This window comes from Rhodococcus sp. Chr-9, from assembly GCF_000801125.1.
Taxonomy (GTDB): domain Bacteria; phylum Actinomycetota; class Actinomycetes; order Mycobacteriales; family Mycobacteriaceae; genus Rhodococcus; species Rhodococcus pyridinivorans.
This window is the reverse complement of the sequence record NZ_JTIZ01000082.1, coordinates 14,738-28,215: the sequence shown is the minus strand read 5'-3', so window position 1 is coordinate 28,215 and position 13,478 is coordinate 14,738. Positions and strand designations below refer to the sequence as shown.

Annotated in this window: 14 protein-coding genes; 5 read left to right on the top strand and 9 right to left on the bottom strand. The window is 67.5% G+C overall.

The window, feature by feature from the left end:
* Positions 1 to 30: 30 nt before the first annotated feature.
* The 7 genes from QR64_RS27805 to QR64_RS11855 form a co-directional block, all read right to left on the bottom strand.
* A complete protein-coding gene (locus QR64_RS27805) occupies positions 31 to 582 on the bottom strand; it encodes a hypothetical protein (protein ID WP_235367111.1) in 552 nt (183 codons plus the stop codon).
* Positions 582 to 1,580 carry a hypothetical protein gene (locus tag QR64_RS11880; RefSeq protein WP_039585296.1) on the bottom strand — a complete coding sequence of 333 codons (999 nt, stop codon included), beginning with the start codon at positions 1,578 to 1,580 and terminating at the stop codon, positions 582 to 584. The genes QR64_RS27805 and QR64_RS11880 overlap by 1 nt, the downstream gene beginning before the upstream one ends.
* Positions 1,577 to 1,876, bottom strand: coding sequence for a hypothetical protein (locus QR64_RS11875; protein ID WP_232512540.1), 300 nt, complete (start codon positions 1,874 to 1,876; stop codon positions 1,577 to 1,579). The genes QR64_RS11880 and QR64_RS11875 overlap by 4 nt, the downstream gene beginning before the upstream one ends.
* Before the next feature lie 218 nt (positions 1,877 to 2,094).
* The gene (locus QR64_RS11870) at positions 2,095 to 2,943 is read right to left on the bottom strand and encodes a 3-hydroxybutyryl-CoA dehydrogenase (protein WP_006553692.1); all 849 of its coding nucleotides are present in this window, start codon (positions 2,941 to 2,943) and stop codon (positions 2,095 to 2,097) included.
* Between the two features lie 59 nt (positions 2,944 to 3,002).
* A complete protein-coding gene (locus QR64_RS11865) occupies positions 3,003 to 4,160 on the bottom strand; it encodes an acyl-CoA dehydrogenase (RefSeq protein WP_006553691.1) in 1,158 nt (385 codons plus the stop codon).
* Positions 4,161 to 4,283: 123 nt separating this feature from the next.
* A complete protein-coding gene (locus QR64_RS11860; RefSeq protein WP_006553690.1) occupies positions 4,284 to 5,030 on the bottom strand; it encodes a TetR family transcriptional regulator in 747 nt (248 codons plus the stop codon).
* Between the two features lie 36 nt (positions 5,031 to 5,066).
* A complete protein-coding gene (locus tag QR64_RS11855) occupies positions 5,067 to 6,647 on the bottom strand; it encodes an acyl--CoA ligase family protein (protein ID WP_235367112.1) in 1,581 nt (526 codons plus the stop codon).
* A gap of 195 nt (positions 6,648 to 6,842) precedes the next feature.
* Here QR64_RS11855 and QR64_RS11850 point away from each other — a divergent pair, with 195 nt between their 5' ends.
* Positions 6,843 to 7,703 carry a LuxR C-terminal-related transcriptional regulator gene (locus QR64_RS11850; protein WP_039585294.1) on the top strand — a complete coding sequence of 287 codons (861 nt, stop codon included), beginning with the start codon at positions 6,843 to 6,845 and terminating at the stop codon, positions 7,701 to 7,703.
* Positions 7,704 to 7,719: 16 nt separating this feature from the next.
* Here the strand turns inward: QR64_RS11850 and QR64_RS11845 are convergent, their stop codons facing one another.
* On the bottom strand, positions 7,720 to 8,499 hold the full coding sequence (locus QR64_RS11845; protein ID WP_039585293.1) for a 3'-5' exonuclease: 780 nt from the start codon (positions 8,497 to 8,499) through the stop codon (positions 7,720 to 7,722).
* Between the two features lie 107 nt (positions 8,500 to 8,606).
* Positions 8,607 to 9,191 (bottom strand): hypothetical protein, encoded by a 585-nt coding sequence (locus QR64_RS11840; RefSeq protein ID WP_039585292.1) that lies wholly within the window; start codon positions 9,189 to 9,191, stop codon positions 8,607 to 8,609.
* A 58-nt stretch (positions 9,192 to 9,249) separates the two neighbouring features.
* Between QR64_RS11840 and QR64_RS11835 the strand changes: the two genes are divergently transcribed.
* The 4 genes from QR64_RS11835 to QR64_RS11820 all read left to right on the top strand — a co-directional run bounded on the left by QR64_RS11835 (position 9,250) and on the right by QR64_RS11820 (position 13,403).
* Positions 9,250 to 10,314, top strand: a complete 1,065-nt coding sequence (locus QR64_RS11835) for an ATP-dependent DNA ligase (RefSeq protein WP_006553685.1) — start codon at positions 9,250 to 9,252, stop codon at positions 10,312 to 10,314.
* Between the two features lies 1 nt (position 10,315).
* Complete coding sequence (locus tag QR64_RS11830) at positions 10,316 to 11,368, top strand: DNA polymerase domain-containing protein (protein ID WP_039585290.1); 1,053 nt, start codon at positions 10,316 to 10,318, stop codon at positions 11,366 to 11,368.
* Between the two features lie 117 nt (positions 11,369 to 11,485).
* Positions 11,486 to 12,037, top strand: coding sequence for a DUF6764 family protein (locus QR64_RS11825; RefSeq protein ID WP_039585288.1), 552 nt, complete (start codon positions 11,486 to 11,488; stop codon positions 12,035 to 12,037).
* 106 nt (positions 12,038 to 12,143) lie between these two features.
* Positions 12,144 to 13,403, top strand: a complete 1,260-nt coding sequence (locus QR64_RS11820; RefSeq protein ID WP_006553683.1) for a serine hydrolase domain-containing protein — start codon at positions 12,144 to 12,146, stop codon at positions 13,401 to 13,403.
* Positions 13,404 to 13,478 lie beyond the last annotated feature (75 nt).

The window sequence follows — 13,478 nt, the reverse complement described above, 5'->3', positions numbered from 1 at the left end:
AGCAGTGTGCTGGATTCCACGTGTCCAAGATCAGGGGTCAAGCTCCGTTGTCGGGAGCCGGAACCATACGAACACTGCCGACGCGATCAGGGCGACGACCCCACCCACGAGCATGAAGATTGCAGTGGCGTGAGGGTCGCGACCGTAAGGCAACTCGGATTTGTCGGTGATGTAGATGGTCAGCGCCGCTACGGCCAGGCATCCGAGGCCGACCACGACGAGCAGGACCATGAAAATGGTTAGAGGCGTAAGTCCTCCAGGAACAACGATGCCCGTGCCATATTCCGGATGCCTGTAACTTCTGATGCGTGGCGAATACAGGACATGTCGAATCCCGCCGAGTCTGACACACATCACGCCCATGAGCAGCATTGCTGCTCCGTACAACAGCGAACCGATCGTGGATACCAACTCCTCGTGGAGGATATTCGCAGAACTGTCAACCAGACTCCACGTAGCGAAGACCAGAACACATACCCCCGTTATGCACCATCCGATTCGAAGACGTTGCGGCCAACAGGGCGCGTCGGAGGAACTATCGGCGCGAACGTGATTCCGGTCTTCCGGCGTGCCTTCGGTCATTACCACAACTCCTGGATCCTCTTGGATGTGTACCACGTGGCAAAGCCCCCGAGCACAAGCCCGACAGCGAAGCCGGCGGCGGTGCCGACCCCTGGAACGACCGAGCCGGTCGCAGCGCCGATAGCCGCGGTAGTTCCCTTCGACGCCAGGAATGCACCGACCATGCCGACAACGGTTCCGGCGCTCTCGGACACCACCGCCTCGGTGGGATCCATGCCTCCCTTGATGTCGTTGACGATCGCAGGAACGGTGCCTACTGCAGCGGCAGCCGGGTTCATTCCACGTGCGATGTTGCGTGCGACATCGTCGCCCGAGGCCACTGCCGCGTCGGTCAGGAGTTCCTTGGTAGCTCCGGACATTGCGCCGATGGACGACGCTGCGATGGTCGATGGCCAGTCAGGCCACCAGGAGAACTCGCCGTTCTCGTTCTGCACGACCTTCCCCGGCGCCGCGGCATCCCTGGCTGCTTCGAGTACCGCAACGGCAGCGGTGAAGCGATCGGCAGTTTCCGTCGCGGCTCGCGACGCTTGTTCGAGAGCGCCGGTGACGGTGTGGGTCAGTTCCGTTGCTTCGTGTTCGAGGCGGACGCGGGCCTCTGCGACGGCTTCGCTCGGCAGCGTCGCCGAGAGGATGTGGATCTGGTCGGAGGGGTCGACGGTGCCGTCGTCGTGCACGGTGAACCCGGACTGTTCGGCGCCGCCCACGACCGACAGGAGGTGCAGGCGGGTGCCTTCGACGAGCCACGCGCCGGTGCGGTACGCCTCAGCGACCTGCAGGAGTGCTTCGGCGATGGCGCTGCCCAGCGAGCGTTCGCGGACCACTCGCGCGGCGGCGGCACGTGCGGCGTCGCCGGACCATCGCTCGGCGAGCACATCCTGCTCGGTGAGCAGACCTTTCATGCGGTCGTCGAGTGTGTCGACGAGCACGTCGAGGTGGTCGGCGGTGATTCGCAGCGCGTCGGGATTCCAGGACCGGACCGCAGCGACTCCCGGTCTCATCCGTGCTGATCCATCGCCGAGAGTGCAGCCACGAAGTCCGTCTCTGCGACGACGTAATCGTTCGCGGCGCCGTCGGTGATGTCGACGATCTCGCGCAGGCGACTGCACACGTTGCCGAGTGCTTGATCGGTGGCGGTGAAGGCTCGTGCGCAGACGGCCGCGAATTCTGTTCCGGGAAGTGCTGATTGCGACACGGCATACGGTTCGCCGACGTCCCAGTCGTTCATCGCGTCGGCGGTGTCCGCCACGAAGGCTGCGAATGTGCGCAGCACTTCAGGATCTACGTGCAATGTCACCACTGCCCCCCGACAGAATCCCCCGATACGTCCGGGTGGGGACGATAGCAGACGGCGCCCTCACGGAGCCGGAGCGGACCGTCGGGCGACTTCGAGCGGGGCATCGGTCGTACGCGAGGTACGCAACACGTAGTGAAGGTTCGCAACGCCGGCAGTTGCTGGCCGTGTTGCGAGCCCGGAACTGTTGTTGCGTACCTCCCGGCTGTCCNGAGTGAGGCCTACTTGTAGCTGTAGAAGCCCTCGCCGGTCTTGCGACCCAGGCGACCCGCGTCGACCATGCGGCGCAGCAGTGCCGGGGGTGCGTAGTGCGGCTCGGCGAACTCGTCGTACAGCGACTGCGCGGCGTTGAGGGTGATGTCGAGGCCGACGGTGTCGATGAGGGTCAGCGGTCCCATCGGGTAGCCGCAGCCGCCCTTCATCGCGGCGTCGATGTCTTCCTTCGTCGCGTAGCCCGACTCGAGCATGCGCACTGCCGAGCACAGGTACGGGATGAGCAGGGCGTTGACGATGAAACCCGCACGGTCGCCTGCGCGCACGGCCGTCTTGCCGAGGGTGTTCTTCGCATAGTCGAACACCGTGTCGGCGGTGGCCTCGTCGGTGGTGAGCGCCGAAATGATCTCGACGAGCGGCATCACCGGCACCGGGTTGAAGAAGTGCACGCCCACGACCTTGCCGGGCCGCTGCGTCGCCTGCGCCATCTTGATGACGGGGATCGACGACGTGTTGGTGGCGAGGATGCCTTCGGGCTTCACGATCTTGTCGAGCTCGGAGAAGATCTCCACCTTGAGAGACTCGATCTCGGGGGCGGCCTCGACGACAAGGTCGCGGTCGGCGAACTCCTTCAGGTCGAGGGTGACGCGGATCCGTCCGAGGACCGCGTCGGCGTCCTCCTGCGTGATCTTGCCGGACTTGACGCCACGTCCGATCGACTTCTTCAGACGCTCGCGTGCCGCGGCGGCGAACTCCTCGGTGGTCTCCTTGACGAGGACGTCGCTACCGGCCTTGGCGCACACCTCGGCGATACCGGCACCCATGGTGCCGCCACCGATCACGCCTACCTTTTCCACTGCCACTGCGGTAACTCCTGATCGCTTCGATGTTCCGGGGGTAACCTACGCGACCGGTGTCAGCGCAGCAGCGCGCGCGACATGACGACGCGTTGGATCTGGTTGGTGCCCTCGTAGATCTGCGTGATCTTCGCGTCGCGCATCATGCGCTCGACCGGGAAGTCGGTGGTGTAGCCGGCGCCACCGAACAACTGCACGGCGTCGGTGGTGACCTCCATGGCGACGTCCGACGCGAAGCACTTCGCGGCGGCCGAGATGAAGCCGAGGTTGGGCTCGCCGCGCTCGGCGCGAGCGGCGGAGGTGTAGACCATCAGGCGTGCGGCCTCGACCTTCATCGCCATGTCGGCGAGCATGAACTGCACACCCTGGTTGTCGGAGATCGGGCGGCCGAACTGCTTGCGGTCCTTGACGTAGGCGGTCGCCGCGTCGAGGGCGCCCTGGGCGAGGCCGACGGCCTGCGCACCGATGGTGGGGCGGGTGTGGTCGAGGGTCGCGAGAGCGGTCTTGAAGCCGGTGCCCGGCTCGCCGACGATGCGGTCGCCGGGGATGCGGCAGTTCTCGAAGTACAGCTCGGCGGTGGGGGAGCCCTTGATGCCGAGCTTCTTCTCCTTCGGTCCGACGACGAAGCCCTCGTCGTCCTTGTGGACCATGAAGGAGGAGATGCCGTTGGCGCCCTTCTCGGGGTCGGTGACGGCCATGACGGTGTACCAGGTGGACTTACCACCGTTGGTGATCCAGCACTTGGAGCCGTTGAGGATCCAGTCGTCGCCGTCGGCCTTGGCGCGGGTGCGCATGGAGGCGGCGTCGGAGCCGGCTTCGCGCTCGGACAGCGCGTAGGAGGCCATCGCGCCGTTGACGATGTCGGGGAGGACCTTGGCCTTGAGTTCGTCGGAGCCGCGGAGGATCAGGCCCATGGTGCCGAGCTTGTTGACGGCGGGGATCAGCGAGGAGGAGCCGCATACTCGGGCGACCTCTTCGATGACGATGCAGGCGGCGATCGAGTCGGCGCCTTGGCCTTCGAACTGCTCGGGCACGTGGATGGCGTTGAAGCCCGACTTGTTGAGGGCGTCGAGGGCTTCCTGCGGGAAGCGGGAGTTCTCGTCGACGTCCTTGGCGTAGGGCGCGATCTCCTTCTCGGCGAGCGCGCGGATGGCCTCGCGCAGCGCGTCGTGCTCCTCGGAGAGCTTGAACAGATCGAAGTCGGGATTGAGGGCCATGACGGCGGACTCCTAACGGCACGCGGTGCCAGATTTGCGAACGTAGCTCCCTCGACGATATCGGGGCGAGGGTTCGCGACGTGACGGAATGAGTCGATTGTAACCACGGCACTCAGTGCCAGGTCAACGGCGCTGCTGTGCGCCTTCGAGTTGGAGCCGAACCTGCTCGGCGATCTCGGCCGGTGTCAGGTGGGCCGGATAGGTCACCACCGCGACCGCCGGCGGAGCCGGCGCGACCTTCCCGTTCGTCGCGCCTTCGGGCACCGGAACCACCCCGTACGTGCGGCGGAGCTCGAGCAGCTCCTGCTCGAGGCGTTCGGCAGTGGCGGTCTCGTCGCCGCGGATCATCGCGCGCAACACGAAATTGTGCGTGGCGGTCATCGCCGCCGCGAAGCTGACGGTGCGCACCGGCTTCTCCGTCGGGACGGCGGCGCGCAGGAAGTCGGTGAACAACCGCTCGTAGCGGTAGGTGGTGACGAGTTCGCGCTCCCGCAGCGCCGGCACCCGCTGCACCACCCGATACCGCCACACCGCCAGCTCGCGCCGGTCCCGGAAGTGCCCGAAGACGAGCTTGGCCCCCTCGCAGGCCGCCGCCCACGGATCGTCGAAATCCTGCGAGAGGTACTCGGCGACCTGCTCGAGCAGCGACTCGTGATCGGCGAAGATCACGTCCTCCTTCGACCGGAACTGCCGGAAGAAGGTCCGCCGCGACACCCCTGCGGCCGCGGCGATCTGCTCGACGGTGGTCGACTCGTAGCCGAACTCGGAGAACAAACGGATCGCCTGCGTGACGACATGCACCCGGAACTGGGCGGGATCGGGGCCCGTCGAATCGAGGCGACGGGTGCTGTTACCGGTACCGGATGTCATGGCGTCGAGTATCCAATGCAGTCGTGAGGGGTCGGCTCACCCCTCGGCGGCTTCGGCCGATCGCAGCTCGAACTTCAGGATCTTGCCGGTCGAGGTGCGGGGCAGCTCCAGCGGGAAGACGATGTCGCGCGGCACCTTGTACCCGGCGAGCAGCGTGCGCGTGTAGTCGATGATCTCCTCGGCCGTGACCGATTCGCCCTTCTTCAGGATCACGAACGCCTTGGGACGCTCACCCCACTTCTCGTCCGGAACGCCGACGACCGCGACGTCGAGCACCGCCGGGTGGCTGACGATCGCCTGCTCGACCTCCACGGTCGAGATGTTCTCGCCGCCGGAGATGATGATGTCCTTTGCGCGGTCCTTGAGCTGGATGTATCCGTCCGGGTACATCACGCCGAGGTCGCCGGTGTGGAACCAGCCGCCGCGGAACGCCTCCTCGGTCGCGTCCGGGTCCTTGTAGTAGCCGAGCATGACGTTGTTGCCGCGCAGCACGATCTCGCCCATGGTCTCGCCGTCGGCGGGCACGTCGTTCATGTCCTCGTCGACGACCCGCGCGGTCTCGGCCTGCAGCATGCCCACACCCTGACGGGAGAGCAGCGCGGCGCGTTCGTCGGCCGGCTTGTCGTCCCAGCTGTCCTGGTACTCGCAGATCGTGTACGGGCCGTACACCTCGGTGAGTCCGTAGACGTGGACAACCGTGATGCCGATCTGTTCGAGCTGGGCGATCACCGTCGGCGACGGCGGCGCGCCGGCCGTGGTGATCCGCAACGGACGGTCGAGTGGATGAGCCTGCTCGGCGTTCGCGATGGTCGAGCACACCGCGGGCGCACCGCACAGGTTGGTGACACCGAGGTTGTCGATGGCATCCCAGATCGCGTCGGCCCGCACCGCCCGCAGGCAGATGTGGGTGCCCGCCGCAGCGGTCACCGCCCAGGGCGTACACCAGCCGTTGCAGTGGAACATCGGCAGTGTCCACAGATACTTGCTCTGCCCGTCGAAGCTGTTGTGGAAGGTCTCGCCCAGCGAGTTCAGGTACGCGCCGCGATGGGTGTACATCACGCCCTTGGGTTTGCCGGTCGTGCCCGAGGTGTAGTTGAGGGTGATGACGCCGAGCTCGTCGTCGACGCTCCACGGCAGCGGCGTCGCATCGAGCGAGTCGGCCTGCGCGAGGAACTCGTCGTACCGAGCGGTAGCCACTCCGGCGGGGACATCCGGAGCCGGCACGGTGGAGTCGGGGACCTCGATGATCTCGGCGACGCCGGGAACGTTGTCGCGGACGTTCGCGACCGATCCGAGCAGTTCGGAGTCGACGAACAGCAGCTTCGTCTCGGAGTGGTCGAGGATGTACTCGAGTTCCGGCCCGGCCAGGCGCGAGTTCAGCGCGACCAGCACACCGCCCGCGAGCGGAACCGCGAAATGCGCGATGAGCATCTCGGGCACGTTCGGAGTCAGGTACGCGATCTTGTCGCCCGGCTCGATACGGCTGCGCAGCACGCGCGCGAGCCGCTGCGCCTCGTCGGCGAACTCGGCGTAGGTGTACGTGCGGTCGCCGTGGATGATCGCGGTGCGATCCGGGAACACCGCCGCGGACCGTTCGAGGAAGCGCAGCGGGCTCATCTGGCTGTAGTTCGCGGCTCCGGTCGAGCCGGGACGGACGGGGGCGATGGACACGGATACCTCCGGGGTGGCCTACTCGGATTCCGGCGTCTTCTGTGATCGTTGCAACACCGGGCGATGTGCAGGTTACAAATCGTGGAACTGGCCCCTCTACCCTCGAAAGTGGGTGTTCGGAGGGAAGAGTAGGAGCAATCGATGGATGTCGCCGTGCCGGATGTGTTGCGTCCCGACGATCTCGACACCCTCCGCGCCACGCTGCGCGACCTCGAGGCGACGACGGAACTACCGGTGCTCTTCGGTGGCGTGGTGCAGGGCTCGGACGTGGTCCTGTCCGGATTCGTCGGAACCCGCGGTCGTGCCCTGCGCAATCTGGTGATCGCCGCCGAACGCGGACTCGGCGGTCGGGTGGTCGTCGAACAACGTCCCGGCGCGGTCGCCGACTACTTCACCTCCCCGCACATCACCCACCACTACGACCGGCAGGTCGCGGGTGAGGGAATCGAGTCGTTGCTCGCCGTGCCGGTCGTGGTGCGCGGACGCACCCGGGCGGCGATCTACGGCGGGCTGAGGGTCAACCGGTCCATCGGCGACGTCGTGGCGGAGAAGGTCGTGCGGTCGGCCGCGGAGCTGGCGCGGGAGATCGAGATCCGCGACGAGGTCGATCGCCGCGTGTCGCTGATCGGGAACACGCGGGCCGCGCACGGCGCCACCGTACCTGCCTCCGTCTCCGAAGCGCTGACGGAAAGTCTCGTCGCGTTGCGGGCGATCGCGGCTCGGACCGATGATCCGTCGATCAGGGAACAGGTACGAACGGTCGAGGAGACCTTGACCCGGGCGCGCGACGGCGTATCGCACCCGCGGACGCATCTGACCGCGCGCGAGCACGACGTGCTGAGCCATGTGGCGCTGGGCTGCCGCAACGCGGAGATCGCCGACAGGTTGTCGCTGCGCGTGGAGACGGTGAAGACCTATCTGCGCAACGCCATGGACAAACTCGATGTGCGCAGTCGGCACGCGGCGGTCGTCGAGGCGCGGCGGCAGGGACTGCTGCCCTGATCGACCGCACTCCTGATCAGCGGCGGCGCAGTCGCCGGAAGAACTCGCGGATTGCGCTCAGCGCGCGCCGGAACTTCGTCTCGGTCGCGGGACGCTCGAGGACATCGGTACCCACCGGCGTGGGGAGCCGGACGGGCCAGCTGTCGTCGACGTCGACGACCTCGCGACCCAGCCCGCGCAGGTACTCGGCAAAGCTGCGTTGCCGTTCGGCGTGCCAGGCGGCCTGATCGGCCATGATGTCGAGTTCGGCGAGCTCGGGGAATCTCGCCACGAGCGCGCGGGTCAGGTGGCCGGCGGCGAGCGCGTCGGCCTCGGCCTCGTGCGGATTCGGCAGCGACACCCCGTACGCCTCGCACACCGCCTGCAGTGTGCGCCTGCCGGGCCGGCTGCGGTCCATCTCCCGGTCGATGACGTACGGGTCGACGACCGTGCCGATGTCGAGCCCCGTCAGGCCGAGCCGGCGTCCTTCGGCGTCGAGGACCGTCAGGTCGTAGCTGGCGTTGAATGCGACGACGATGTGGCCGCGCGCCCACGCGTCGCTCACGGCCTGCCGGATCTGCTTGTATCCCTCGAGATAGTCGAGTCCTTCGGCGCGGGCGTGGGCGGTGGTGATGCCGTGGATCGCGGTGGTCTCCTCGGGTATCGCGATACCCGGGTCGAGCAGCCACGAGCGTGTGTCGATGCGGTCGCCGTCGAAGGTCGCGACGCATGCCGTGACGATGCGGGCGTTGCGGGGATCCCGGTCGGTGGTCTCGAGATCGAACGCGCAGATCGGTCTGTCCGGCCAGTGCGTCATGTTCCGTCCTCGCGTCCGTCGGATGATGATCTGTCGAACGCATTGTTGCGGGAGGCACCGACATGCTCCGTCGCGGCCGCGACGGACATCCGCACAAGGAGAGAACCTCAGATGGTGTCGGTGCAGACCACGAAGTTGCGTTCCCGGTACACGAACCCCCCCTCGGACGTGGAGCAGTCGTTCACGTCGGAGGTGTCGAGCAGGATCTCGGTGACCTCCTCGCCCTGGACCGCGGGCTCACCGCAGTCGATGCGCTGCGGATCCTCGCCGCCGAGGTCGATGCAGTCGCCCACCACCCAGTCGATGTCGAGACACAACGCGCCGACCTCGATGCCGCCGAAGGACTCGTAGTAGGTCTGGTCGATGTCGCCGGGGCACATGGCACTGGCATCGACGACGTCGACGACCTTGTAATTCGAGCTCGGGCTGCCGCACACCGCGTAGTCGATGGTCGCGTCGTCGACCGTGCCGCCGAGCGCGACGCATTCGCCGGCTGCGACGTCGACGCTCAACTCGGTCGACGACGACGCCGACGGGGTCGTGGTGGGTAGGGAGAAGGACGGCGCCGTGGACGTGTCCAGGGCGTTCGCGGCGGGCACGGCCTGCCCTTCGACCTGGGTCGCGCATCCTCCGAGCACCCCTGCTGCCGCCAACGCCATCGCGGCACCGGCCGCCCCTCGGAGAATGTTCATGGTCGAAGAGCCTACGGAAGTGCTGCCGGTACCCGTACAGGGTGGAACGATGTGCCGCATGGACCTGCCTGTGGTGCCGCCGCTCGCCCCGATGCTCGCCAAGGTCTCCTCCACCGTCCCCTCCCAACCCGAAGACGGTCCCGACGAGTGGTCCTACGAACCCAAATGGGACGGTTTCCGGGCGATCGTCTTCCGCGACGGTGACGAGGTGGTTCTCGGCTCGCGCGGAGGCAAGGACCTCGTGCGCTACTTCCCGGAACTCGCCGACGCCGCGCGCGCCGAACTGCCCCGCAGGTGCGTGGTCGACGGGGAGATCGTCGTCCCGCGCGAACACGACGGCCGCACCCGACTCGACTGGCAGGCGCTGTCCGAGCGGATCCATCCGGCCGCCAGCCGGGTCACGATGCTCGCCGAGCAGACACCGGCCGTGTTCGTCGGTTTCGATCTGCTCGCTCTCGCCGACGAGAATCTCATGGAGACCCCGTTCGCGGAGCGGCGCGCGCGGCTGCGGTCCGAGATCGGCGGGGGTAAGAGCTGTCATGTCACGGTGGCCACGACCGACACCGATACCGCCCGCCGCTGGTTCGAGGAGTTCGAAGGGGCCGGCCTCGACGGCGTGATCGCCAAGCGACTCGACGGGCTCTATGTGCCCGACAAGCGGGAGATGCTCAAGCTCAAACATGCCCGCACCGCCGACTGCGTCCTCATGGGCTACCGCATGCACAAGAGCGTCGAGGGCATCGGGTCGTTGCTGCTCGGGCTCTATCACGACGGCGAACTCGCGATGGTCGGCGGAGCCTCGGCGTTCACGCGGGAGCGGCGCGAGGAACTGCTCGCCGAACTGCAACCGCTGCGACTCGGGGACGACGTCGTCGAGCAGGGCGAACCGACGCGGTGGCGTTCGGCGGTGGACCGCAGCTGGGTGCCGTTGCGTCCCGAACGTGTCGTGGAGGTCGCGTACGACCAGATGGAAGGTGTGTCGGGAGCGGGGATGCGGTTCCGGCACGCAGCGAAGTTCCTGCGGTGGCGTCCCGACCGTGACCCCGAGAGCTGCACGTTCGACCAGCTGGAGGTGCCGGTGCGCTACGACCTGTCGGATGTGCTCGACCGGACGGAGGACTGACATGGCCACGAAGCGTTCGCCCGCGGAGGAGTTGGACGTCGACGGCACGCCCGTGCGGTTGTCGAACCCCGACAAGATCTACTTCCCGCAGCTCGGCGCCGCGGGTGGCACGAAGCGGCACCTCGTGGAGTACTACCGCAGGGTCGCCACCGAGTTCGACGCACCGATCCTGACGGCTCTGCGCGATCGGCCGACGCATCTGCAGCGCTTTCCCGACGGCATCGAGGGGGAGGAGATCTATCAGAAGCGGGCACCGGTCAAGCGACCCGACCACGTGGCGACCTGCGAGATCACGTTCCCGTCGGGGCGTACCGCCGATGCGCTGCGTGTGTGTTCGGCTGCCGACGTGGTGTGGGCGGCCAATCTCGGGTGCGTGACTTTCCATCCGTGGCCGGTGCGCTGCGGCGACACCGACCGTCCCGACGAATTGCGCATCGACCTCGACCCGCAACCGGGAACCGATTTCGGCGACGCGCGGGCCGTGGCGCTGGAGGTCGTGCGCCCGCTTCTCGACGAACTGGGACTCGCCGGATATCCCAAGACGTCCGGTGGGCGGGGACTCCACATCTATCTGCGGATCGTGCCCGAATGGGATTTCGTCGGAGTCCGTCGTGCGGGGATCGCGCTCATGCGTGAGATCGAGCGGCGCAGCGACGGGCGGGCGACGACGGCGTGGTGGAAGGAGGAGCGCGGAGAGCGGCTCTTCCTCGACTACAACCAGAACGCGCGCGACAAGACGATCGCCTCGGCCTACTCGGTCCGTCGCACCCCGATCGCGACCGTCTCGACTCCGCTGACCTGGGACGAGCTGGTCGACGCCGAACCTGACGACTTCACGATCGCCACGGTGCCGGATCTGCTGGCGAAGCGCGGCGATCCGATGGCGGATCTCGATGCGCATGCGCACTCGCTGGACGTTCTGCTCGAGATGGCCGAACGGGACGAGGCGAACGGTATCGGCGACCTGCCGTATCCGCCGAATCACCCGAAGATGCCGGGGGAGCCGAAGCGCGTCCAACCATCCCGCGACACCGACCGGGCAAAGGACACGTGAACCGGAACGTTCGGGGAATCGCGTCCCTGTCGTGACCTCGAGTATGAGTCCTCCCGAGGTGCGAGTCCATAAACTGTCCGAGAGAACAGTCACTCGAGGTTCGGAAGGGTCGATGTCGTGATTCGCTCGTGGGCGTCCGGTCGGGTTCTCGGCGTCGGGGCAGTATTCGCTGCCGCCATCGGGGTCGGTTTCGTCATTCCTCAGACCGCGTCCGCGGCCACGACGTGCACGGCACCGCCGGGTGCCCCGGCCGAGATCGTGCAGATCGACGGGGGCGAAGCGTGCGGTGCGTCCACCGACGGCACCGCCGAGGCGTGGAGCTATGCCGAGCGGGGCGTGGGATTCGCCGATGCCCGCAGTGCCGCACAGGTGGTGGCCGCCGGATTCGACGGCGGTGTCGGCGCCGGGGAAAGCACGTCGGGACGGCTGTTCGCGATCGGCGTGGGGGAGGAGGCCCTGGCGCTCGGTGTGCTCGAAAGTCCGGGCACGGCGGTCGTCGCCGCGGGTCCGCAGTCGCAGGCCTATGTGGGCGACGCCGACGATCCGGTGTTGTGCGAGGGCACGGCGGCGGCCGCGTTCGAACTCGAGGCCGCACGCGGGTGTGTCGTGCTGGGCGACTTCCGGTACTTCACTCCTGGCGCGCAGACGCCGCCGTCGCCCCTGCCGTAGATTCGACGCGTCTCGCCGGGATCCTCGACAGACAGACTGTACGTAAACCCTTCCTTTACGTTCCGTGTCGTCGTAGCCTGTCGCACATGCCGATGGAGGTGTCGCGATGACGACCGGAGCAGTCTTCGAACCTGCCGGGGCGACAGCGTCGTTCGCACCGGTGCACGTCCCGGGGCGGATCGACGCCCGGCCGGGCCCGGCGGCGCCGACCGAGATGGTCGTCGATGCGCGATTCCTGCGGCTGGCCGACGCGTTCTTCTCGCTGTACAAGCGGCCCCGGGACGGCGGCGGCGCACTCACCGCCTATCTCCACGGTGAGAAGGTCCTCGACATCTGGTCCGGCTGGTCGGCCCCCGACAAGCGGTGGAGCCGCGACACCATGGCGTTGTCGTTCTCGACCGGCAAGGGCGTGGCGTCGACCGTCGTGCACCGTCTGGCCGAGCGCGGAGTGATCGACTACTTCGCGCCCGTTGCGCAGTACTGGCCGGAGTTCGCCGCGAACGGCAAAGATGACATCACCGTCGCGGACGTCATGACCCACCGATCCGGCCTGCACCGGGTGCGCGGTCTGGTTCCGGGGACGCGCGGGATCCTCGACTACGAGACGACCGTCGCGGCACTCGAGCAGGCGGCACCGGATCGACGGCGGCGACGCGGCTCGGGCTACCACGCCGTCACCTACGGATGGCTCGTCGCCGAACTCGTGCAGCGGGTGACCGGTCTGCCCTTCGTGGAGGTCGTGGAGCAGGAGATCGCCCGGCCCCTCGGCGATCCCGATTTCTGGTACCGCGTGCCTCATGACGAACGGGGCCGTATCGCGAAGCTCTTCCCGCGGCTCGCCCCGGTCGGCCTGCACTGGGGTGCGAGCGCCGCGGTCCTGTCGCGACTCGAACCGACCCGCGGTCTCGCCGAGGCCGCGATGCCCGACGGCTTCGACAGGCTCGTCGGCGACCCGGCCGTGCACGACTCGGTGATGCCGGGCTGGAACGGTGTGTTCACCGCCCGCTCGCTCGCGCGTATGTACGGGGCGATAGCCGCCGGCGGGACGATCGACGGCGTGAAGTTCCTCGACGCCACCACGATCGACGAGATGTCGCGCGTGCGGGTGCGCAGCCGGGACTACGTGCTCGGTGTGCCGATGGCGTGGCGGCTCGGCTACCACCAGCCCATCTTCGCGAGCATCCAGCGTCCGCGTGGTGCGCTCGGGCACTACGGAGTGGGTGGCTCGGGGGCGTACGCCGATCTCGACACCGGTCTGTCGCTCGCCTTCGTCACCAACCGGCTCGGTGCCGGCGCGATCCCGCTCGGGGACCTGCGTCTGGCGCGGCTGGGCGAACTCGCCCGGTCGCTCGCGCGTCGTGCCTGAATCTTTCTGTCATTTTCGTGGTTCCGGGGACGGGGGTCCCTCGAGGGCGGGACGATCCGAATCGGAGCATCGTCG

Excerpts from the sequence above, each read along its gene's own strand:
- QR64_RS27805 (WP_235367111.1), bottom strand. The coding sequence starts at position 582 with ATGACCGAAGGCACGCCGGAAGACCGGAATCACGTTCGCGCCGATAGT.
- QR64_RS11880 (WP_039585296.1), bottom strand. The coding sequence starts at position 1,580 with ATGAGACCGGGAGTCGCTGCGGTCCGGTCCTGGAATCCCGACGCGCTG.
- QR64_RS11865 (WP_006553691.1), bottom strand. The coding sequence starts at position 4,160 with ATGGCCCTCAATCCCGACTTCGATCTGTTCAAGCTCTCCGAGGAGCAC.
- QR64_RS11860 (WP_006553690.1), bottom strand. The coding sequence starts at position 5,030 with ATGACATCCGGTACCGGTAACAGCACCCGTCGCCTCGATTCGACGGGC.
- QR64_RS11855 (WP_235367112.1), bottom strand. The coding sequence starts at position 6,647 with ATGAGCCCGCTGCGCTTCCTCGAACGGTCCGCGGCGGTGTTCCCGGAT.
- QR64_RS11850 (WP_039585294.1), top strand. The coding sequence starts at position 6,843 with ATGGATGTCGCCGTGCCGGATGTGTTGCGTCCCGACGATCTCGACACC.
- QR64_RS11845 (WP_039585293.1), bottom strand. The coding sequence starts at position 8,499 with ATGACGCACTGGCCGGACAGACCGATCTGCGCGTTCGATCTCGAGACC.
- QR64_RS11840 (WP_039585292.1), bottom strand. The coding sequence starts at position 9,191 with ATGAACATTCTCCGAGGGGCGGCCGGTGCCGCGATGGCGTTGGCGGCA.
- QR64_RS11835 (WP_006553685.1), top strand. The coding sequence starts at position 9,250 with ATGGACCTGCCTGTGGTGCCGCCGCTCGCCCCGATGCTCGCCAAGGTC.
- QR64_RS11830 (WP_039585290.1), top strand. The coding sequence starts at position 10,316 with ATGGCCACGAAGCGTTCGCCCGCGGAGGAGTTGGACGTCGACGGCACG.
- QR64_RS11820 (WP_006553683.1), top strand. The coding sequence starts at position 12,144 with ATGACGACCGGAGCAGTCTTCGAACCTGCCGGGGCGACAGCGTCGTTC.